The following is a 22,943-nucleotide window of genomic DNA, read 5'->3' on the forward strand; positions in this document are numbered from 1 at the left end:
TTTTATTATTTATCTACACACATTTAGCTTTTATCTACACAAAAACCAGTTTTATCTACAAATTTCTCTACAGAACCAGGTTAAGCCTCTTGTTTCTCAAAACTCATACTCCATGATGAAGGGTCTTTTCTCCAATCAAGGAGGCTGGCTTGGTCGGTTCCGTTAACATAGCCTTTTTCGACCGCAACCCCTATTAAAGTAGGAAAATCAGTTAATGATTCACTTTTAATCCCTGCCAGTAAAAAGGCTTCTTTTCCTTTTTCAAGCCCATAGGTAAAGATAGATACCACTCCCATCACCTCACAGCCAGCTTCCCTTAAAGCCTGAACCGCCGTGATTACGCTGCCTCCTGTGGATATCAAATCCTCAACTACGACTACTTTTTGTCCTTCTTCTACTTTTCCTTCAATTTGATTCCCTTTCCCATGTCCCTTTGGCTTGGAACGAACGTAACACATTGGTAAATCCAAAAGGTCACTGACCCAGGCAGCATGAGGGATCCCAGCAGTGGCTGTTCCTGCAATTACTTCTGCATCAGGAAAGTGTTCAAGAATGAGCTTTTTCAACCCTAAGGCAATGTCTTTCCTTACGGCTGGGAAGGACAGTGTTAACCGATTATCACAATATATGGGGGACCGAAGTCCAGAGGTCCACGTGAATGGTGTTTGTGGTTTTAGTGCAACTGCATTTATTTCTAATAGTTTTTCAGCGATATCATGTTTCATAATCTTACTCCCTTCCATTCTTGCATCCAAAGCTCATAACTTGCTAGCGGGTCAACGGCCCTTGTAATAGCACGTCCCACAACAATGGAGCTTACCCCTGCAATCTTTGCAAATGTTGGGGTGGCAACTCGTTTTTGATCGCCTACCTCATCTGTTACCATACGAATTCCTGGTGTCACGGTGTAGAAATCTGAGCCTAGCTTTTCACGAATAGCAGCTGCTTCCCAGGCTGAACAAACAACCCCATCGAGTCCTGCTTCTTTCGTTACTCCTGCGTAATGAAGCACTGATTCCTTTAACGTGACAGGAATCAATTGTTCTCTGTTCATTTGTTCCTGAGAGGTACTTGTCAACTGCGTCACGGCAATACAAGCAGGTCGAGTAAGTCCTGCAGCTGTCCCTGCCTCCAGCCCTTCTAATGCAGCCTCCATCATTTCCTTGCCTCCCGCCGCATGAACATTGACTAAATCGCATTCCAGTCGAGCAAGGCCTTTCATCGCGCTTTTCACTGTATTTGGAATATCATGAAGCTTTAAATCTAGAAAAATACGATGTCCTTTTTCTTTCAAAAATGCAATCATCGAAGGGCCTTCCTGGTAAAACAATTCCATTCCTATTTTTACAAATAACTCTTTCCCACTAAAAGGCTGTAAAAATTGTTCTACCTCTTGCTTGTTTGAAAAATCAAGCGCGATGATAAGCGAGTTGTTCATGCCTCATCCAGCTCCTTCCACTACATTCACTTATGTGTTCGAAACCTAATTTATCTAAAAGGTCTGGCAGTTCCTTAATAATCGTTGGACAAATAAATGGATCTACGAAATTCGCTGTACCAACAGCTACCGCACTTGCTCCAGCATAAAAGAATTCAATTACATCTTCGGCAGATTGAATCCCTCCCATCCCGATAATGGGAATGGATACAGCTTGACTAACCTCGTGAATCATTCGAATCGCTACTGGTTTAATGGCTGGCCCGGATAAACCGCCAGTCCCATTAGCTAAAATCGGTTTGCCTGTTTTTAAATCCAATCTCATCCCAATTAAGGTATTAATCATGGTTAGACCATCAGCTCCACCATTCTCAACAGCTCGAGCCATCTCCACGATATTGGTCACATTGGGCGACAGTTTTACATATACAGGAACCTCTGAAACTTCCTTTACCTTTTTGGTTAACTGTTTAGCCACTTCAGGAATCGTCCCAAATGCAATGCCTCCTGTTTTCACATTTGGACACGAGATGTTTAGTTCTAACGCACGTACATTTGGGGCATTTGAAATTTCTTTAGCGACCTTTACATAATCTTCTTCTACCGAGCCTGCCACATTTGCAATAATCGGCACATTATACTGAGAAAGCCAGGGTAGTTCCTCGGACATAACTTTTTCTAAACCCGGATTTTGAAGGCCGATTGCATTTAGCATTCCAGCAGAGGTTTCTGCCACTCTAGGAGTAGGATTCCCAAATCTTGGTTCAGTTGTAGTCGCTTTAATCATGATAGCCCCAAGTTCACTCAAATCGTAGAATTGACTATACTCCCTGCCAAATCCAAAGCAGCCGGATGCTGGCATTATAGGATTTTTCAATGTTAAGCCTGGTAATTCTATGTTTAATCGACTCATATGACAACCTCCCCGGCACGGAATACAGGCCCATCGCTGCAAACCTTTTTATACGAAACTCCCTCTGGATCATCCGCCTTTTTGCAAACACACGCAAAGCAGGCGCCAACTCCACAACCCATTCGCTCTTCTAATGATAGAAATAGTTTCTTATCTTGATAATTTTGTTGAATAGCCCTTAGCATAGGGGTCGGACCGCAGGTATAGATTGAGTCAAAGGTTAGTTCTTTCATCACATCAGTGACAAACCCTTTCCTACCATACGTACCGTCAACTGTTGTCACAATTGTTTCTCCATTTTTCATAAATTCATTTTCGTAAAAAACAGCAGATTCTGTTTGGAAGCCGAGGATATGAATGACATTTACTCCTTTAGCCTTCAATTGGTTGGACAGCTCATGTAGAGGCGGGACACCAATCCCGCCGCCAACTAATAGTGCTGTTTCTCCTGCATTTACTTCATCAACCGGGAAACCATTTCCTAACGGTCCCAGAATATCAAGGTCCATCACAGGTTTCATTTTCGCAAGTAGTGAAGTCCCTTTTCCTTCTTTCCGATAAATCATAGTCAATTGTTTGCTTTTTTTATCGTAGGAAGAAATGCTGATTGGTCTCCGTAAAGATGGGTCCCAGCTGTTTGAGACCCGAATATGAACAAATTGACCAGGTTCAGTTATTTCATTGACCAATTCTGCTTCGACCACAAGCTCATAAATATCTTGGGCAATTTCATCTTGGCTGACGATTTTGCATAATTCTTTTCTAATCATGCAAAAACGGCCTCCTTTTTCTTTTCCACAGCCATTGCTTCTGCTGAAAAATTCATGGATTCAATCACCTTTAGGATTGCATCCGCTGTATCTAGTGAGGTTAAGCAGGGAACTCCATTCTCAACCGCTTCACGGCGAATTCTGAATCCATCTCGTTCCGGCTGCTTCCCTTTTGTCAGTGTGTTGATGATGAATTGGGCTTCTCCATGATGGATGACATCTAATAGTGTTTTTCCTTCTGAACCAATTTTCCCAACCACTTTTACCTGTAATCCTGCTGACTCTAAAACGGTAGCCGTACCGCTTGTTGCCATTAAACGATAACCGTTTGAAGCAAAACGCTTGGCAAGCTTTAATGCTTCTTGTTTATCTTTATCAGCAACAGTAAACAATACAGTGCCGAACTTTTGAATGTTCATGCCTGAAGCAATCAATCCCTTGTATAGAGCTTTTTCAAGCGTCATGTCCTTACCCATTACTTCACCTGTTGATTTCATCTCCGGTCCTAAGGTGATATCCACGCTTTTCAGCTTGGCAAATGAGAAAACCGGAACCTTAACATACACACCTGTTTTTTCAGGAACAAGCCCTGGAGTATAGCCTTGATTTGTCAATGAAACTCCTAAAATAGCTTTTGTTGCAATCTTTGCCATTGGCACTTGGGTGATTTTACTTAAAAATGGTACGGTACGACTTGATCGCGGGTTGACTTCTAGTACATAGACTTGACCTTGTGACAATACATATTGAATATTTAACAATCCCACGATGTTTAAGCCTTTTGCCATTTTTACTGTGTATTCAACAAGTGTTTTCTTCACATCTTCAGAAAGTGTTTGAGGAGGATACACTGCAATCGAGTCACCAGAATGGACCCCGGCTCGCTCGATATGTTCCATAATTCCAGGTATCAATACATTTTCCCCATCACAGATGGCATCCACTTCAATTTCTTTTCCGATTAAATAGCGGTCAATCAAAACTGGATGTTCTGGATTTACCTTTACTGCGTTTTTCATGTAATGAAGCAATTCTTTTTCATGATAGACTATTTCCATAGCTCTACCGCCAAGAACATAGGATGGTCGGATTAGAACGGGATACCCGATATCGGTTGCAATCACTAGTGCATCTTCCACTGATAATGCTGTTTTCCCTAAAGGCTGCGGAATATTTAGCTGTTCAAGTGCTTGTTCAAATTTATCTCTATTTTCTGCACGGTCTAAATCCTCAAGGCTTGTTCCGAGAATTTTCACACCGTTTTCAGTAAGCTTAGCTGCCAGATTGATGGCTGTTTGACCACCAAATTGAACCACAACTCCAATAGGTTTTTCTAACTCAATAATGCTCATGACATCTTCAATCGTAAGCGGTTCGAAGTAGAGCTTATCCGATATACTAAAATCTGTGGATACCGTTTCAGGGTTGTTATTAATGATGATCGCTTCATATCCGGCTTCTTTGATGGCCTTAACAGAATGAACCGTTGCATAGTCAAACTCTATCCCTTGACCAATTCGTATGGGTCCAGAACCGAGAACAATCACACTTTTTCTATCTGTAACCACCGACTCGTTTTCCTCTTCGTATGTTCCATAGTAATAAGGAGTTTCCGATTCAAATTCTGCAGCACAGGTATCGACCATTTTGTATACAGGGACTAGACCGAAGTTCTTCCTGAGTGTATTTATATCCTTTTCAGTCAAATTCCATAACTCAGCTATTTTTTTATCCGTAAAGCCTTTTTGCTTTGCTTCGATTAGGATTTCTTGATCTAGTGGATTCGTTGCAAGCTGTCTTTCTAGTTCAATGATCCCTTCCATTTTCTTTAGGAAAAATAAATCTATTTTACTCCATTGATGGATAGTTTCAATGGTAATTCCACGTTTTAGCCCTTCTGCGATGTAAAAAAGCCGTTCATCGCCTGCTTTACGTATCCGTTTCTCGAGTAAATCATTATCAATTTCCTCTGCACCGTTTAATTCGAAATGGTACACTCCTGCCTCAAGTGAGCGAATGGCTTTTAACAGGGATTCTTCAAACGTTCGGCCTATTGCCATAATTTCTCCTGTTGCTTTCATTTGGGTTCCCAATGAGCGATTACCTGATTCAAATTTATCAAACGGCCATCTTGGGATTTTCGTCACGATATAATCAAGTGCCGGTTCAAAGCTGGCGTAGGTTTTACCCGTAACAGGGTTCAACATTTCATCGAGTGTTAAGCCAACAGCAATTTTTGCAGCAAGCTTTGCAATCGGATAGCCAGTAGCTTTTGAGGCTAGAGCCGAAGATCGGCTAACACGTGGATTTACTTCGATAATATAATAGTTAAAGCTATCTGGATCCAAAGCAAGCTGAACGTTACAACCCCCTTCAATCCCTAACTTTCGAATGATTTTTAGAGAAACATTTCGTAACAGCTGATATTCTCGATCACTTAGCGTCTGACTTGGGGCTACAACAATGGAATCACCGGTATGTACTCCAACCGGGTCAATATTTTCCATGTTACAAACGACAATTGCATTGTCATTTCCATCGCGCATGACTTCGTATTCAATTTCCTTAAAGCCAGCGATACTTTTTTCTAGCAGGCATTGATTAGCAGGACTGTGCTTTAATCCGCTTAAGACAATTTCCTCTAATTCTTCAGGATTATGACAGATTCCGCCTCCCGTTCCTCCAAGGGTATATGCTGGGCGAACAATGACAGGGAAGCCAATCTCTTCCACAAAAGCCTTTGCTTCGGCTAATTCATGAATAATTTCACTATCTGGTACCGGTTCATTTAACTCATTCATTAAGCTTCGGAAGAGCTCTCGATCTTCTGCTTGTTTAATGGCAGAAAGTTTGGTTCCTAGAATTTCAACTTCGCATTCAGCTAGAACACCTGATGTTGCTAATTCAACGGCAAGGTTAAGACCTGTTTGCCCTCCAAGTGTCGCTAAAAGAGCATCCGGACGTTCCTTACGAATAATTCGGCTGACAAACTCTACTGTCAATGGTTCAATATAAACTGCGTCTGCAATTTCTGTGTCCGTCATAATTGTGGCAGGATTAGAGTTTACTAGAATGACACGGTAGCCTTCTTCCTTTAAAGCGATACATGCTTGAGTGCCTGCATAATCGAATTCGGCAGCCTGACCAATGACGATTGGTCCTGAACCAATTACTAGAATGGAGTGAATATCTTTACGTTTAGGCATTTGCTGTTACCTCCTGTTTGTTCTCTTCCATCATTGCAAGAAACTGATCAAATAAGCCGTTGGCATCTTCAGGTCCTGGTGAGGCCTCGGGATGGTACTGGACAGTAAAGGCCGGGTAATCTAAATGTTTTAGTCCTTCTACCGTTCCATCATTAATCGCTATATGGGTGATTGCTAGTCTTGTGTCTTTAATCGAACCTTCTTCAACCGTATATCCATGATTTTGTGACGTAATCGCAATTTTTCCAGTAGATAAATCTTTCACTGGGTGATTTGAACCTCGATGACCAAACTTCATTTTTTCCGTATTGGCTCCGCACGCTAGCGCAAATAGTTGATGACCTAGACAAATTCCAAAAAGAGGAACCTTACCTAAAATCCCTTTTAACATATCAATAGCTTCAGGAACATCCTTCGGATCCCCAGGTCCATTGGACAGCATAATTCCATCTGGGCGTAATTGAAGAATTTCGTCAGCGGTTGTATGATATGGAACTACAACCACATCACAGTCACGTTGGGTTAGCTCTCGTAATATTCCATGCTTCATTCCAAAGTCTACAAGGACTACTCTTTTCCCACGTGCTGGACTCGGATAAGCATTTTTAGTTGATACCTGCTTAACTTGGTTGATTGGAAGTACGGTGCCTCGTAATGTTTTTAATACTTCCTCTGGATTTTTTTCTATACTACAGATGACACCTTTCAAGGTTCCATATTGACGGATTATTCTTGTTAACTTCCTTGTATCAATCCCTGCAATCCCCGGGATTTTTTTCATTTCAAAATACTCAGCTAAGGTAAATTCACTTCTCCAATTGGAGGGAAAATCAGCAGATTCTTTAACAATGAAGCCCTTCACAGCTGGGTTGATTGATTCGAAGTCGTCCCGATTAATCCCATAATTGCCTATAAGCGGATAGGTAAGGGTAACAATTTGTCCGCAGTAGGATGGGTCCGAAAGAATTTCTTGATAGCCAGTCATACCTGTATTAAATACCACTTCCCCAATGGTTTCCGTATCACTGCCAAACCCTTTTCCAATAAATATCGTTCCGTCTTCTAATATCAGCTGCTTTTTCATGCTAGTACACATCCTTTTTCCCAAGCTATTTGGCCTCCAGCGATTGTCATCTCCGGCCATCCCTTACATTTCCAGCCAGCAAATGGCGTATTTTTACCCTTTGATAAAAATTCTTTAGGGTTAATCACTTGTTCCTCATCTAAGTTGATTAGGACTAGATCCCCAGGTAATCCAACTTCTATTTTTCCATACGGAAGACCAAATGCTTCCACAGGCTTTATTGTTAAGAATTCAATCAGTTGCTCAAGTGAAATGATCTTCTTTAACACCAGGTTTGTATAAAGAAGTGGAAACGCCGTTTCTAATCCAACAATACCGAATGGTGCTAACATCATTCCCTCACTTTTTTCCTCCGATGTATGCGGCGCATGATCGGTTGCTATAAAATCAATTGTTCCATCAAGCAGTCCTTCAATTAAAGCCTTCCTGTCTGCGTTGTCCCGAAGCGGCGGGTTCATTTTATAATTAGCATCAAGCCCTGGAATATCATCTTGTGATAATAATAGGTGATGCGGTGTTACTTCCGCAGTGACTTTAATACCTGCTCGTTTTGCATCTCTTACCACACGCACAGATTCTTTTGTACTGATATGACAGACATGATAATGGCAGCCACTTGCTTCCGCTAATAAGACATCCCGGGCAATCTGTACAGACTCGCATACTGAAGGAATACCGTTTAAACCGTGTTTTTCTGAAAATGATCCTTCATGGACAGAACCTTTGTTAATCAGTGTATTCTCTTCACAATGGGCGACAATCGCCATATTTACCTCACGAGCTTTTTTCATGGCGGCAAGCATCTTTTCTGCTGACTGAACACCTACTCCATCATCCGTAAAGGCGAAAGCACCTGCCTTTTTTAGCGCTTCAAAATCCGTAAGTTCCTGGCCAAGTTGTCTAGTTGTAATTGATGCATATGGCAACACTCTTACCTTAGCAGTCTCTTGAATTCTGCCTTGGAGCCATTCCAGCTGTTCTTTGGTGTCAGGCACCGGTCTCGTATTTGGCATGGCAGCAATGGTAGTAAAACCACCTTTCGCTGCAGCGAGCGTACCAGTTGCAATTGTTTCCTTTTTTTCGCCGCCAGGTTCACGAAGATGAACATGTAAGTCAACAAACCCTGGTGACACTAGCTTCCCTGCTGCATCTACTTTTCTATCCACCATAGCAACAATGTTTGAATCAATTTTTGTAATTGTTCCGTTCTCTATCAATATATCTGCTTGTTTTTTCTCTCCATTAAATGCTATGTAGCATGCGTTTTGAATAAGTAGTTTCATATCTGTTTCCTCCTTCAAGACTCTCAATTGCCCTTTTGATTACCGCCATTCGGATATAAACTCCATTTTCCATTTGTTTAAAAATTCTTGAACGCTTGCATTCTACAAGACTATCAGCTATTTCTACATTCCTATTTACAGGTGCAGGATGCATGATGATACTTTGCGAGTTCATCATCTTTTCCCTTTCTATGGTAAGGCCATATTGTTTATGGTACTCGTTTGCAGTATAGCTGCTTTTTTGTTGATGCCGCTCATGTTGAACCCGCAGTAGCATTACCACATCTGCTTCTTTTATTGCTTGGTCCATTGGTCTATATCTGGATATATCCACACTATGGTAATCAAACCATTCCTCCGGTCCAGAAAAAATCACCTCTGCTCCAAGCCTTATCAGTACCTCGGCATTGGACCTGGCCACTCTGCTATGACGGATGTCTCCTATAATGGCAATTTTTAATCCCTTAAATCGGCCAAATTCTTGCTGAATAGTCATCAAATCGAGAAGTGACTGTGTAGGATGATGACCGCACCCGTCACCACCATTGATGATAGGAACGTTAACTTTTCCTACCAGTTCATCAAAGTACCGATCTTGATCATGACGGATGACAATCGTATTTACGCCGATAGCCTCTAATGTTTTCACTGTATCGTAAAGTGTCTCCCCTTTTTGAACGCTGGAGGTCAGTACTTCAAACGGGATTACCCCTAAACCCAACCTTCTTTCAGCTACCTCAAAACTGCTTTTTGTCCGTGTGCTTGCTTCAAAAAATAAGTTGGCAGTAAACATTTGCTCTTTTGGTTGCCACTTCATTCCGGCTTTAAAATTATGAGCATCTGTTAAGATTTGATTAATCTCCTCCACCTTTAATTCATTAGTGGTTAACAAGTGATTTAACATTCAAGATCCCGCCTCTCATTTTTAATAAAAAACACCCTAATCTTTTAATTAGGGTGTAGTTACGTCCATACTTAGTAACCAAGATAAATCTGCTTGGTTTTTAAGTTACACCCTTATAAGCCTCTCTGGACTTCCTTTAAAAGGTTGTTAATTTATGCAGTTTTCTTTTTCTTTACAGATTCTGTTTCTTCAAACATATTTTCTTCTACTGGTTGTTTTCCTGGGAGAATGAGGTTTAGTAACACACCAATGATTGCCGCTAAAGCCATCCCTTGAATTTGAATATTAAAAGGCAGTTTGACTATTGCTCCTCCAATTCCTAAAACCAGTATGACGGAGGAAATCACTAGGTTACGTTTATCACCGAAATCAATTTTACTGTCTACTAGCATCCTTAATCCTGAAGATGCAATAATTCCAAACAGAAGGATGGATACGCCTCCCATAACTGGAGTTGGGATTGTACTTATTAATGCAGTTACTTTTCCAATAAATCCGAAGATGATGGCCAGCACTGCTGCTCCAGCAATAACATACACACTGTAAACCCGCGTTATTGCAAGAACACCAATGTTTTCACCATAGGTTGTCTTTGGAGGTCCACCAATTAGAGCTGAGATGATCGTCGCTGTTCCATCGCCCAGAATAGAGCGATGAAGACCTGGTTCTTTAATGTAGTCATGTCCAACCACCTTACTTAGTACAAGCTGATGACCAATATGTTCTGACAAAGTAACAACCGCTACAGGTACCATCAGTGCTACTAAATCCCAAGTGAATTTCACTTTATAACTTACAAATGGAATAATAAAATCTGGCTTCTCAAACCAATGTGCTTTCAAAACTGGTGAAAAATCCACAATCCCTATTATTAAAGCGTATATATATCCCACAATAATACCTGCTAATATTGGTATCATACTAAACATTTTTTTTGCGTATATCGAAAAGATAATCGTTGCAGCTAAGGTAACGAGTGCTGCAGAGAAATGAAGCATGCTGTACTTTCCAGTAGGGTTATTCATTGCCATTCCAACAGCTGTTCCTGAAAGTGCTAATCCAATTACGATAATTACTGGACCAACCACGATTGGCGGAAGTAAATTCATAATCCAGCGGTGCCCCGCCTTACTAATAACCAAGGCAACAATTCCATAAACTAGGCCTGCTAGAAATGTACCCACCATCGCTGCTCCTGGACCACCAGCAGCTTTTGCTGCAATCACTGGTGCGATAAAGGCGAATGAAGATCCCAGGTAAGCTGGGACTTGCATTTTTGTGATAAGTAGAAAAGCTAATGTTCCAAGTCCACTTGAGATTAATGCTATAGCTGGGCTTAAACCTACAAGGTAGGGTACTAAAATGGTTGCCCCAAACATGGCGAATAAGTGCTGTAGGCTTAATGTAAGCCATTGGGTAGGTTTTGGAATATCTTTTACGTCTAGGATTGGTTTGTTGTTCATTTTTTTCTCCCCTATTTTTATATTGATTATGTTTATTGTCTACCTTTTGGCATAAAAAAACCCTCTTTGCCACTGCGGGTACAAAGAGGGTATGGATATGCCGAAATAAAATGGTTACCGGCATTTTCCCCTTTGTCAGCCTCACAGGACTGCCTTTAAAAAGGGTGCTATTTATTTGTCAAAAATGCTTACTTGATCTATCTTATCTACTTCTGCTAATTCAACTACAATCTTTTCCTCGCTTGATGTTGGAACATTCTTCCCAACATAATCTGCTCGAATGGGAAGTTCACGATGTCCCCTATCTACTAACACCGCAAGCTGGATGGCCCCAGGACGTCCAATGTCCATCAAAGCATCTAGACCCGCTCTTACGGTTCTCCCTGTATATAAAACATCATCTACAAGTATGACTTTCTTATCACTAATATTAACCGGTATATCAGAGCCTTTAACAAGTGGTTCTTGATTTTCGGTTTTCTTCGATAAATCATCCCGATAAAGGGTGATATCGATCTCACCAACTGGAATCGGATTACCTTCGATTTCTTCAATTCTTGAAGCAAGTCTTTTTGCTAAGTAAATGCCTCTTGTACGAATTCCTACAAGGATACATTCTTCGATACCTTTGTTTTTTTCAATAATTTGGTGTGCAATCCGTGTAAGTGCTCTCCCTATTGCTTGTTCATCAAGAACGATTGCTTTTTGATTCATGTGACACCTTCTTTTATTAAAATAGGCTTTGTTAAACTTGTCTGTTGATTTCCATTCCAGGCGCTTCGCTTTCCGTGGGTGTTTCGGCGAGCCTCCTCGGCGCTAGCGCCTGCGGGGTCTCCCCTGAACCATACTCCCACAGGAGTCTTCGCGCCTTCCACTCCAATCAATAGGGAATAAAATCACAATGTTCTTTAACCCAGCCTTAAAATAAAAAACCTCTCACCGGTTTTGGCGAGAGGTTGACGAGTTACTTTCTTAGATATAGGCATAGTAAACCTACATCATTAACCGTTCCTTCTCAGCCTCACGGGACCGAATTAAAGGGCTTATTTAACTATAGTCATCTTACTTGATTTTCATACAAGCGTCAATGTTTATTTCGTAAATTCACAAGAAGTTGCTCAAAATCTTCAGGAAGCGGGGCTTCAAATTCTAAATACTCGTTTGTTCTAGGATGTGTAAATCCAAGAATGCCAGCATGAAGAGCTTGTCCGTCTATATTAAGCGTTTTTTTCGGTCCATATTTTGGATCACCTGCAAGTGGATAACCAATATATTTCATATGAACACGAATTTGATGAGTTCTACCTGTTTCTAATTGACATTCCACAAAGGTAAAGTCCTTAAACCGTTCAATAACATGAAAATGTGTAACTGCATGCTTTCCTTTATCAACAACCGTCATACTTTGGCGCTCTTTAGGATCTCTGCCTAGCGGGGCATCAATGGTACCAAAGTCGTGCGGAATCACACCATGTACAATCGCTTTATATTTACGAGTAACCGTCTTTTCAACCAGCTGATTGACAAGACTTTCATGGGCCATATCATTTTTAGCAACCATTAAAAGACCTGTGGTATCTTTATCGATTCGATGAACAATTCCAGGCCTAAGGACACCATTAATCCCTGACAAGTCCTTACAGTGAAACATTAAGCCATTTACTAATGTTCCTGCCACGTGTCCAGGCGCAGGATGAACTACCATCCCTCTAGGCTTATTAACAACTAATACATCACTATCTTCGAAATAAATATCTAACCCTAAATCCTCAGGCAGGACATCCAACTCTTCTGGGTCAGGAATAGTAATTTCAATCCTATCGTTAAGACTACATTTATAATTAGTTTTAATGGTTTGCCCATTTACGAGGACATTCCCATCTTTAATCCATATCTGAACTTGCGATCTTGACCATTCTTCATTGAGGCTTGAAATAACCTTGTCTATACGGTCACCTTTTTGCTCTTCAAGTATGGTGTGTTCCATTTTCTCCATGTAATTTCTCCTTTGATTCTCTCTCTTCACGCAGCATCTGAATCATTAATACAACAACACCAACGACTAAAGCAGAGTCAGCAATATTAAACACTGGAAAATTGTAGGTAAAGATATAGGTGTGAATAAAGTCCACCACTTCTTTGCGAACAACCCGGTCAATGAAATTTCCGATTGCTCCGCCTAACATTAAGGCTAAGGATACACCTAATAACCATTTTCCTTTTGCTGCTTTCTGCATGTAATACATGATCGCGACAATGACAATAATTGTAATAACATAAAATAACCACATTTGCCCCTGTAAAATTCCCCAAGCAGCACCACGATTACGGTGTGAAGTAATATACAAAATATTATCAATGATAGGAATACTGTCACCTAAGTTCATTTTGCTTACTATTAACCATTTTGTAATTTGATCTAATAAAATAACAAAAAGTGCGATTAAGTAATAAAACACTAAGAAATACCCCCAAGCCTAAACTGACTTACTTCTTAAGCATTTTAGCATACTTTTTCGCGAAACGACAATGTAACATCATAAAAAAGAGGTTGAAATTGATTTTTTATAATACGTTTGCAAATATTGTGAATCCTCCAGTGACTTAAGTGTAGGTATCATGGATAATAAATCATCAGGGATTAGTTCACCTGAAATTTCACATTGACCAAAATTTCCAGCTTTAAATTTGTGAATTGCTGTGTTAATGTCTGCTAGTTCTTCTTCTAGAATGGCTGTTAACCACTCCTGCCGCTTCTTGTTCCTTAGTGAATGTTCGATTTCTTTTCTTGTTTGACGGAGTTCTAAAAACAGCTTTTCCTGCGTGGCATTCATAGTTGTTACCTCCGTGAATCATTTGTTTTATTATTTCCCTTAACCTACAAATGACCCCGGAAAACATTTGACAACGGCAACAACAATTAACGAAAAAGGGAAAATTTAAATAATAGTAAAAAGCCCCCTGCATTTCTGCATGGGGCCTTCATTTTTTATTAAGCTAAGTGTGTATAGTTTTCTTTTACTACTTCTGCACATCGTGGGCATAGGGTTTTGTGCTCTGGATCCTGACCTACTTCAGGTGTTACAATCCAGCATCGCTCACATGTTTCTCCCTCAGCTTTTGTTACAACAATAGCTGCTCCCTCAAGCTTAAGGGCATTTTCAGGGGCTTCCTCATAAGTTCCAGCCACTTCAAAACCAGAAACAATAAACAATTGCTTCATGTTTTCTTCAATCGAATCTAACAGAGCCTTTGATTTATCATTAACATATAAGGTGATTTTTGCTGTTAATGACTTACCAATCACTTTTTGATTTCTAGCTTCTTCTAGTGCTTTTAAGACATCATCACGAAGCTTCATAAATGCCGTCCATTTTTCCTCTAAAGCCTTCGCACCTGCAAGTTCCTTATACTCTGGAAGATCAGTCAATTGAACACTTTCTTCTTCAACTGCAGGGATAAATTTCCACACTTCATCAGCTGTATGAGAGAGAATAGGTGATACTAATTTTGTTAGCGCAAGCAGTGACTCGTATAATACCGTTTGAATGGCTCTGCGTTCATGATTATCTGCCGCTTCAATATAAAGGACATCCTTTGCAAAGTCTAGGTAGAATGCACTTAAGTCTAAAGTACAGAAATTATTTACAGCATGATAAATGCCTGCAAACTCATAGTTTTCATAAGCTTGGCGAACATATTTAATTAGCTTATTTAATTTAACAAGCATAAATTGGTCAACTTCACGCAGGTTTTCATAGGCAACCGCATCTGTTGATGGATTAAAGTCAGCTAAGTTTCCAAGTAAGAAACGGAAGGTATTACGGATTTTACGATATACCTCAGCAACCTGCTTAAGAATCGCATCGGAAACACGAACATCTGCCTGATAATCAACAGAGGCAACCCATAGTCGTAAAATATCTGCTCCTAACTGATTCATAACCTTCGCAGGTACAACCACATTACCTATTGATTTACTCATTTTTCTACCTTCACCATCAAGCGCGAAACCATGGCTCAAGACTCCTTTATATGGAGCTTTGCCAGATACAGCAACTGCAGTGGATAGGGATGAGTTAAACCAGCCACGGTATTGGTCAGATCCTTCTAAATAAAGATCTGCTGGGCGGACTAAATCTTCTCTTTCTAGAAGAACCGCTTGATGGGAAGAACCAGAATCAAACCAAACATCCATAATATCAGTTTCTTTAGTAAAGATTCCATTTGGACTTCCTGGGTGAGTAAAGCCTTCCGGAAGTAATTCTTTAGCTTCTTTTTCGAACCAAATATTAGATCCATGTGCGCGGAATAATTCAGATACATGATTAATCGTTTCGTCAGTAATAATCTCTTCACCATTTTCTGCATAGAAAACTGGAATTGGTACACCCCAAACGCGCTGACGAGAAATACACCAGTCACCACGGTCACGAACCATATTAAACAGTCGTGTCTCGCCCCAAGCAGGAACCCATTTCGTTTCCTTAACTGCTTCTAACAAATCTTCACGGAAGTCTTTAATAGAAGCGAACCATTGGGCAGTAGCACGGAAAATTACTGGCTTCTTTGTTCTCCAATCATGTGGATACGAGTGAGTGATAAATGATAATTTCAACAGTGCACCTGCTTCTTCTAAAGCCTGTGCAATCGGCTTATTAGCAGTATCATAAAATAAGCCTTCGAAACCCGGTGCCTCACTTGTCATCACACCTTTGTCATCTACTGGACAAAGAACGTCTAATCCATATTTCTGACCAACATAAAAGTCATCTTCCCCATGTCCAGGAGCGGTATGAACACAGCCAGTACCTGCATCAGTGGTTACGTGTTCACCCAACATCACTAACGAATCACGGTCATATAATGGGTGTGCTGCGACAATATATTCTAATTCAGCACCCTTCACTTTTTGAACAACTGTAGTATCTTCCCAGCCGATTTCTTTTGTTACTGCTTCTAAAAGTGCTTCAGCAACGAGGTACTTACTTCCATTTGCAGATACAATCACATAGGTTAGGTCAGGATGAACAGAAATCCCAAGATTCGCTGGAATCGTCCATGGTGTAGTGGTCCAAATGATGATTTGCGTATCAGTATCAAGTACACCCTTGCCGTCCTTTACCTTAAAACCAACATAAATGGAAGCTGAACGTTTGTCTTGATATTCAATTTCCGCTTCAGCTAAGGCTGATTCACTAGATGGTGACCAATAAACTGGCTTTTTTCCTTTGTAAATATAGCCTTTTTTCGCCATTTCACCAAATACTTTAATTTGTTGTGCTTCGTATTCAGGTTTTAAAGTAATATATGGATTTTCCCAATCACCACGAACACCAAGACGCTTAAATTGTGTACGCTGATTATCAACCTGCTCAAGTGCATATTTGGTACATAGCTGACGGAATTCTGCTACCGTCATTTCCTTCCGCTTTACACCTTTATTTGTTAATGCCTGCTCAATTGGAAGGCCATGTGTATCCCAACCAGGTACGTAAGGAGCATGAAATCCGCTCATTGATTTATAACGAACAATCATATCTTTTAGAATTTTATTTAGTGCATGGCCCATATGAATATCGCCGTTAGCATATGGAGGTCCATCATGTAATACAAACATTGGACGGCCGTTTGTCCGTTCCTGCACTTTCTGATAAATCTTCATTTCTTCCCATTTAGCCTGAATCTCAGGCTCTCTTTGGGGAAGATTGCCCCGCATCGGAAACTCAGTTTGCGGCATTAATAACGTATCTTTATATTCCATTTTTTCTTCCTCCTGATATCCTCTTCATATAACAGAATAGCCAATAGACAAATAAAAAAAACCCTCTCATCCCAAAATAGGGACGAGAAGGTTTTTATTCCCGCGGTACCACCCTGATAGATAATACCGGTACGTACTATCCTCTTAAGCATTCGTAACGTGAATAACACGCCTGAGCCTACTGCCCAACTAAAGGGGTTCGGTCCGGAACTCAAGGGTGATCTTCCAATTTTTCAGCCTTATCGGGCTTACACCATCCCCGACTCGCTATCTAAGCCAATGAAAAATTGTACTGTCCCTGTCATCGTCATTGCCAATCTATACAACTATCTAAAAATTATATGCTAAAAAATCCGAATTCGTCAAGTTAATGAATCTTCTTCTTGATGAATTTTTAATTCTGTTGCATCTACTTCATACTCTAATAAATGATCCCAATCATCCGTATTCAACATATCAAGCTGTGCCTCAATCAACATTTTAAAACGCGTACGGAAAACCTTTGATTGTTTCTTTAAATCCTCAATTTCAAGCGCAATTTTTCTAGCTTTAGAAAGGGACTCATTGACAATTCGATCCGCATTTTTTTCAGCCTCTTTAATGATTAGCTTTGCTTCTTTTTGAGCATTGCGCTTAACTTCTTCACCCGCTTCTTGGGCAATAACAATAGACTTGTTTAGGGTATCTTCTATGTTCACAAAATGGCCAAGACGGTCTTTCATTTCATTTAAACGTTCTTCCATTTCCTTTTTCTCTCTTAGGACTAATTCATAATCCTTAATGACCTGATCAAGAAATTCATTTACTTCATCTTCGTCATATCCGCGAAACCCTTTATTAAACTCTTTATTATGAATATCTAACGGCGTTAACGGCATTGATGCCACCTCCATACAATCTGTACATCTATATGTATTAGCAAATATTCGACATGTTTTTCGAAATTCCTGCTTTAAAATTGAATTATTTTTGCTTTCCGACAATCATTCGCCATTTATCTTTTTTGGTCTTTCCCTCAATCCTGATAATTTTCGACCTACCATATCCACGGACTGAAATCATATCACCTTCTTCACATTCGAAGGAAGGATTTTCAGTAAGTGTCCAATTCACCTTTACAAGCCCTTGTTGTATAAAGGTTTGCGATTTTTGCCTTGATAGATGATAAATACCAGAAATAACCGTATCCAGTCTCAAAGAAGATACAGTTAGATCATTTTCTTCCCATAACTTATCCGCTGAAATCTGATTGTCGATAGCTGTTTCAACTAATCTTACTCCAGCCTTGCCAATAGATTCAATATTAGTTTGAATATACGTACTTATTTCCTTCGCAGCAAAAAATTGAACCTGGCCATCCTTCATGAGAATGTCTCCAAATTTCCCCCGCTTAAGTCCTAAAGACATAAGTGTCCCCAAGACCTGCCTGTGTTCAAGAGTGACAAACTTGGTTGGATAATGGACCTCAAAAAGGGTTATTTGAAAATCCTCTTCCATAACGGTCAAGTAATCTGGGTAGATGAATGCTCTTTTCCGCTCACCTTCAAGACTTCCACCAAAAAGCTGAACCTTCACATCATTATTTTCACCAATTAAAAGCTTAAGAATATGTTGTTCCCTCGGGTCAAGGAAATCGGTCAGCTTAGGGGAGTACTGTGATTCGACCTGGTCTTTCCAATGTAATACTTGGTCAATAAAGTCCCGTTCTTCTGGTCGAAAATGTTGATAAATGTTCATTTATTAAAACACAACCTAGTATCAAAATTTAAACAAGCCACAGATAAACACTATGTAGCCCCTTGGTAGCAAAGTTTAGAACTAGAAATGCAACGATTGGAGAAATATCCATCATACCAATTGGTGGGATAATTTTCCTAAAGGGTTCAAGATAGGGTTCACAAATTCTCGCTAATATTCGTCCTATACTTGTCTCTCTTGCATTTGGAAACCAAGACATTAAGATGTAAATGATTAATGCCCATGAATAGAGTTGAATTATTTGTTGTAAAAGACCAAAAACTACTGCCATTTACATTACCACCTCGCACTTTGGTTATCTGGGTCCTGTATAAGATCAGAAATATTCCCTGAAACTTCTACATTATCAGGTGTACATAAAAAAATACTCAAGCCAATTTTTTGGATGTCCCCACCAATGGCGTATACAACTCCACTTAGAAAATCAATAATTTGTCGGCCCTGTTCATTATCAATCCGCTGTAAATTGACTACAACAGCACGTCTACTTTTTAAATGGTCAGCAATTTCAGTGGACTCAGAGTATGTACGTGGTTCCAATAAAATTACCTTAGATCCCTTTGTAGGAGTTACCGTTTTTTGAACACTTTGCAAGCTAACAACGTTTTGGGATTTAACAGGCTGTTGTTGCTTTTGCTTTTTAGGCTCCTCTTTTTCAACATACTCGTCATCGTTTTCATCATATCCGTCATCTAAAAAGAAAAATGTTTTAAGTTTTGATTTAATCGTCATTTTTTTCTCTCCTAACCTTCTTCACCGACAAGTGCTGTTCCAATTCTAATCATTGTTGCACCCTCTTCAATTGCTATCTGAAAATCATTAGACATTCCCATTGATAGCTCTGTACAAGGTGCAAAAGATAAATGTAAAGCTTGTACTTGATCGCGAAGTTCTCTTAGTTTGCGAAAACAATCACGAATAACATGTTCCTCTTTCGTGAATGGTGCCATTGTCATTAGACCTTCGACACTGATATTTTCATATGGACGAAGTGACTCAATAAAAACAATCGCTTCTTCTGAAGTTAGTCCGTGTTTAGACTCTTCCCCAGAAATATTTACCTGAACTAGACATTTTATTTTTTGTTTCGCTCTTTTGTTGATTTCTTCAGCTAGTGATAATCGGTCTAAAGAATGAATATACTCCAATTTATCAATTATGTTTTTAACTTTTCTCTTTTGTAAAGACCCTATAAAATGCCAGCTAGGCTTGTCCTTTATTACTTCCCATTTAGCAAGCAGGGCTTCATCACGGTTTTCACCTAGATGTTTCACACCTGCTTCCAGGGCCTCTTGCGCGCGTTCTATACTTACATATTTAGTTACTGCAATTAATTTCACATCATCAGGATTCCGGTTTCCTTTTATGCATGCCTCATTTATTTGCTGTTTAATTTGAATTAAATTATCTGCTACTCTCATAAACGATTTGCTGTCTCCTTCCAACCAATAAAGCTTAACATTCTGCCAGTTTTTCCTTGGTCACGGCGGTGAGAGAAAAACTCCTCTTGATTACAACTAGTGCAATATTTCGTAAGAAGAATATTTCTATCCGGAACTCCTGAAGTCAAAAGGATTTGCCTGTTTACTTCGCGTAAATCTAAGGAAAACTGCCCTTCTGACACTAAATTATAGGGTAAACTTTCCCTGCCTTCTAGTGTATTTTCTACTAGCTTAATAATTCGTTCATCTACAATATAACATTTTTCACAAATAGATGGGCCTATTGCAACAAAAATCTGATCAGGCTTGACCCCTTCGTTACCCCAAGCTGTAATCATCTCTTTAGCAATTTGGCCAACTGTCCCTTTCCAACCAGCGTGAGCGGTGCCAATCATCCTCTGTTCAGGCGCAATAAAAAAAAGAGGGACACAGTCAGCAAAGCAAAGAGTTAACAGAATGCCCTCTTCATTTGTATAAAAACCATCCGTGCCTTTAAACGAATGTTCATAGGAATTGGAGCCCCTACCACGGTCAGCTTTAGAAATACTCCTAATAATAATGTCATGTGTTTGTTCCGCACCCACCCAATTGTCTAGAGGAACCTCTAATTGTTCAGCTACTATATGTCTATTTTTGCATACATCGTTAACAACATCACCCACATGAAAGCCAAGGTTGAGCGATTCGAAATAGCTTTCGCTCGTTCCCCCGAGTTTTGTTGTAAAACCTACATTCAGTCCAGGAAATTGTTGAATCCAGTTATCAATTGTTAAATAGGATTGATTTTTTAAAACAAAGGGTTCCATTACAATACCTCAAATGTTTTTCTTTAGTTTACCATGAAAAGAAAAATTGGTCACCGCAAAACCATAAGGTCAAACCTCTGTTTCTTCCGCTATCTTCCCTTCTATTCCTTTATATCTAACCAAAATAACGTCCTGACCAATTTTAATAATATTTCTCCATGGAATAACAATATCTTCATCTTTCCCAAAAAAGCCAAGTACCCTTCCACTGCCGGAAATCACAACAGCTTCAATTTTACCGGTCGTTAGATTAATCTCAATATCACCAATATTACCAAGCCTTTTACCATCTGATACATTTACAACATCTTTTATCTGGAATTCGGAAATCTTGAACACATACACCACTCCCAGTTTTATTACTATAAAGAATATATGTGTACATGGAAGATTTTATTTTAAAAAGCAAAAATAAAGCTGCCCCTTAGGACAGCTTTAACTTTGAATATTCTTATTCATTTGTCGAATGGCAGCTTTCTCTAAACGTGAAACCTGCGCTTGGGAGATCCCTATTTCATCAGCAACTTCCATTTGCGTTTTTCCCTGAAAAAAACGCTTTCGTAAAATTAGTTTTTCACGTTCGTTTAAACGGCGCATACCTTCTTTTAAAGCTATTTCTTCAATCCAATGAATATCTTTATTTTTTTCATCGCTTAACTGGTCCATTACATAAATTGGATCGCCGCCATCATTATATATTGGCTCAAACAAGGATACTGGATCTTGAATAGCATCCAAGGCGAATACGATTTCTTCATGTGGTACTTCTAAGACCTTTGCGATTTCTTCAGCAGTTGGTTCACGTGAGGTTTCGCTCATTAATCGTTCCCTAACCTGAAGTGCCTTATAGGCAATGTCTCTTAAGGAACGAGATACACGAATTGGGTTATTATCACGTAAGTACCTTCGTATTTCACCAATAATCATTGGTACGGCATAAGTGGAAAACTTTACATTTTGACCTAAATCAAAGTTATCAATTGATTTCATTAGTCCAATACAGCCAACCTGAAACAAGTCGTCAACAAACTCGCCACGGTTATTAAACCGTTGAATAACACTTAATACGAGCCGTAAGTTTCCGTTAACAAGCTTTTCTCTGGCGCTAATATCGCCCTCTTGCATTTGCTTGAAGAGTATTCTCATTTCTTCGTTCTTTAACACAGGAAGTTTAGATGTATCTACACCGCAAATTTCAACCTTATTTCGAGTCAATCCTTTTCCCTCCTCACAGGAGCTGCTGTACAAAAAACAGTATCTCCTTGAGAAGGAAAAATATGCACATGTCCATGAGCTCGGACATGTGCATATTTGTCGAAAATTGCAATTTAAACAGGAAATTCTAGGGTTTTTTCAACTTAAAAATATTTTATTTTTAAACCATTTTATTGAATTCTTTTCTCAATCTTTTAATAATTCTCTTTTCCAACCGTGAGATGTAGGATTGTGAAATCCCTAGCATATCTGCAACATCTTTTTGGGTTTTTTCTTCACCGTTCGTTAGGCCAAAACGCAGCTCCATAATTTGCTTTTCCCTATCAGAAAGCTGGTGTAATGCTTTAGAAAGCAATTTTCTATCTACATTCGCTTCTAAATCCTTCGTAATAATGTCTTCATCTGTTCCAAGAACATCAGATAATAATAATTCGTTTCCATCCCAATCAATGTTTAATGGCTCATCAAAGGATACTTCAGATCTGATTTTATTATTTCTACGTAAGTACATGAGTATTTCATTTTCAATACATCTTGAGGCGTATGTAGCAAGTTTAATCTTTTTCTCTGGGTTAAAGGTATTAACCGCTTTAATTAAACCAATCGTTCCGATACTAATTAGGTCTTCGATATTTATACCAGTATTTTCAAATTTTCTTGCGATATAAACAACTAGCCGGAGATTCCTTTCAATTAGCATAGATCTCGCAGCCTTATCTCCACCAGGAAGTTTACTTAATAACATTTCTTCTTCATCTTTACTTAAAGGAGGCGGCAATGCTTCGCTTCCGCCAATATAAAAAACTTCATCCGTTTTTAGGCCCAATTTTATTAAGATTTTATACCAGTAGTAGGATAAGCGAAGTCTCCATTTTTTCATGCATGTTCCTCCTTCTA

Annotated in this window: 23 protein-coding genes and 1 other annotated feature; all 23 genes read right to left on the reverse strand. The window is 39.5% G+C overall.

The annotated features are described in order from the left end of the window. Positions 1-80 precede the first annotated feature (80 nt). Positions 81-725, reverse strand: a complete 645-nt coding sequence (pyrE, locus tag RCG25_RS18175) for an orotate phosphoribosyltransferase (RefSeq protein WP_308080228.1) — start codon at positions 723-725, stop codon at positions 81-83. Further along, a complete protein-coding gene (gene pyrF / locus RCG25_RS18180; protein WP_308080229.1) occupies positions 722-1,438 on the reverse strand; it encodes an orotidine-5'-phosphate decarboxylase in 717 nt (238 codons plus the stop codon). The genes pyrE and pyrF overlap by 4 nt, the downstream gene beginning before the upstream one ends. Continuing rightward, positions 1,410-2,351 carry a dihydroorotate dehydrogenase gene (locus RCG25_RS18185; RefSeq protein WP_308080230.1) on the reverse strand — a complete coding sequence of 314 codons (942 nt, stop codon included), beginning with the start codon at positions 2,349-2,351 and terminating at the stop codon, positions 1,410-1,412. The genes pyrF and RCG25_RS18185 overlap by 29 nt, the downstream gene beginning before the upstream one ends. After that, on the reverse strand, positions 2,348-3,121 hold the full coding sequence (locus RCG25_RS18190; protein WP_308080231.1) for a dihydroorotate dehydrogenase electron transfer subunit: 774 nt from the start codon (positions 3,119-3,121) through the stop codon (positions 2,348-2,350). The genes RCG25_RS18185 and RCG25_RS18190 overlap by 4 nt, the downstream gene beginning before the upstream one ends. Further along, the gene (carB, locus tag RCG25_RS18195; protein WP_308080232.1) at positions 3,118-6,327 is read right to left on the reverse strand and encodes a carbamoyl-phosphate synthase large subunit; all 3,210 of its coding nucleotides are present in this window, start codon (positions 6,325-6,327) and stop codon (positions 3,118-3,120) included. Before carB ends, RCG25_RS18190 begins: the two co-directional genes overlap by 4 nt. Further along, entirely contained in the window at positions 6,320-7,411 is a 1,092-nt protein-coding gene (locus RCG25_RS18200) for a carbamoyl phosphate synthase small subunit (protein ID WP_308080233.1), read from the reverse strand. The genes carB and RCG25_RS18200 overlap by 8 nt, the downstream gene beginning before the upstream one ends. Continuing rightward, positions 7,408-8,694 carry a dihydroorotase gene (locus RCG25_RS18205; protein ID WP_308080234.1) on the reverse strand — a complete coding sequence of 429 codons (1,287 nt, stop codon included), beginning with the start codon at positions 8,692-8,694 and terminating at the stop codon, positions 7,408-7,410. Before RCG25_RS18205 ends, RCG25_RS18200 begins: the two co-directional genes overlap by 4 nt. Beyond that, positions 8,654-9,598: an aspartate carbamoyltransferase catalytic subunit gene (locus tag RCG25_RS18210; protein WP_308080235.1), complete on the reverse strand. Its 945-nt coding sequence runs from the start codon at positions 9,596-9,598 to the stop codon at positions 8,654-8,656. Before RCG25_RS18210 ends, RCG25_RS18205 begins: the two co-directional genes overlap by 41 nt. 152 nt (positions 9,599-9,750) lie before the next feature. Next, the gene (locus tag RCG25_RS18215; protein ID WP_308080236.1) at positions 9,751-11,061 is read right to left on the reverse strand and encodes a solute carrier family 23 protein; all 1,311 of its coding nucleotides are present in this window, start codon (positions 11,059-11,061) and stop codon (positions 9,751-9,753) included. 171 nt (positions 11,062-11,232) lie between these two features. Continuing rightward, the gene (pyrR, locus tag RCG25_RS18220) at positions 11,233-11,775 is read right to left on the reverse strand and encodes a bifunctional pyr operon transcriptional regulator/uracil phosphoribosyltransferase PyrR (protein WP_308080237.1); all 543 of its coding nucleotides are present in this window, start codon (positions 11,773-11,775) and stop codon (positions 11,233-11,235) included. Between the two features lie 370 nt (positions 11,776-12,145). Next, a complete protein-coding gene (locus RCG25_RS18225) occupies positions 12,146-13,057 on the reverse strand; it encodes an RluA family pseudouridine synthase (protein WP_308080238.1) in 912 nt (303 codons plus the stop codon). Beyond that, entirely contained in the window at positions 13,029-13,520 is a 492-nt protein-coding gene (gene lspA, locus RCG25_RS18230) for a signal peptidase II (RefSeq protein ID WP_308080239.1), read from the reverse strand. Before lspA ends, RCG25_RS18225 begins: the two co-directional genes overlap by 29 nt. A 78-nt stretch (positions 13,521-13,598) precedes the next feature. Then, positions 13,599-13,895, reverse strand: coding sequence for a hypothetical protein (locus RCG25_RS18235; protein WP_308080240.1), 297 nt, complete (start codon positions 13,893-13,895; stop codon positions 13,599-13,601). A 158-nt stretch (positions 13,896-14,053) separates the two neighbouring features. Next, positions 14,054-16,825, reverse strand: a complete 2,772-nt coding sequence (gene ileS / locus RCG25_RS18240; RefSeq protein ID WP_308080241.1) for an isoleucine--tRNA ligase — start codon at positions 16,823-16,825, stop codon at positions 14,054-14,056. 75 nt (positions 16,826-16,900) lie between these two features. Beyond that, positions 16,901-17,139: a binding site (T-box leader), on the reverse strand. Between the two features lie 48 nt (positions 17,140-17,187). Then, a complete protein-coding gene (locus tag RCG25_RS18245; RefSeq protein WP_308080242.1) occupies positions 17,188-17,703 on the reverse strand; it encodes a DivIVA domain-containing protein in 516 nt (171 codons plus the stop codon). An 85-nt stretch (positions 17,704-17,788) separates the two neighbouring features. Next, entirely contained in the window at positions 17,789-18,562 is a 774-nt protein-coding gene (locus tag RCG25_RS18250; protein ID WP_308080243.1) for a YlmH family RNA-binding protein, read from the reverse strand. 28 nt (positions 18,563-18,590) lie between these two features. Further along, positions 18,591-18,854, reverse strand: coding sequence for a YggT family protein (locus tag RCG25_RS18255; RefSeq protein WP_308080244.1), 264 nt, complete (start codon positions 18,852-18,854; stop codon positions 18,591-18,593). A gap of 5 nt (positions 18,855-18,859) precedes the next feature. After that, positions 18,860-19,315, reverse strand: coding sequence for a cell division protein SepF (locus RCG25_RS18260; RefSeq protein ID WP_308080245.1), 456 nt, complete (start codon positions 19,313-19,315; stop codon positions 18,860-18,862). 11 nt (positions 19,316-19,326) lie between these two features. Next, positions 19,327-20,004 carry a YggS family pyridoxal phosphate-dependent enzyme gene (locus RCG25_RS18265; protein WP_308080246.1) on the reverse strand — a complete coding sequence of 226 codons (678 nt, stop codon included), beginning with the start codon at positions 20,002-20,004 and terminating at the stop codon, positions 19,327-19,329. Beyond that, a complete protein-coding gene (gene pgeF / locus RCG25_RS18270; RefSeq protein ID WP_308080247.1) occupies positions 20,001-20,831 on the reverse strand; it encodes a peptidoglycan editing factor PgeF in 831 nt (276 codons plus the stop codon). The genes RCG25_RS18265 and pgeF overlap by 4 nt, the downstream gene beginning before the upstream one ends. A gap of 69 nt (positions 20,832-20,900) precedes the next feature. Next, positions 20,901-21,170, reverse strand: coding sequence for a YlmC/YmxH family sporulation protein (locus RCG25_RS18275; protein WP_308080248.1), 270 nt, complete (start codon positions 21,168-21,170; stop codon positions 20,901-20,903). 96 nt (positions 21,171-21,266) lie between these two features. Beyond that, positions 21,267-22,046, reverse strand: a complete 780-nt coding sequence (gene sigG / locus RCG25_RS18280; protein WP_040204876.1) for an RNA polymerase sporulation sigma factor SigG — start codon at positions 22,044-22,046, stop codon at positions 21,267-21,269. A gap of 160 nt (positions 22,047-22,206) precedes the next feature. After that, positions 22,207-22,926 carry an RNA polymerase sporulation sigma factor SigE gene (sigE, locus tag RCG25_RS18285; protein WP_308080249.1) on the reverse strand — a complete coding sequence of 240 codons (720 nt, stop codon included), beginning with the start codon at positions 22,924-22,926 and terminating at the stop codon, positions 22,207-22,209. Positions 22,927-22,943: the final 17 nt, after the last annotated feature.

Source organism: Neobacillus sp. PS2-9 (assembly GCF_030915525.1).
Classification (GTDB): Bacteria; Bacillota; Bacilli; order Bacillales; family Cytobacillaceae; genus Neobacillus.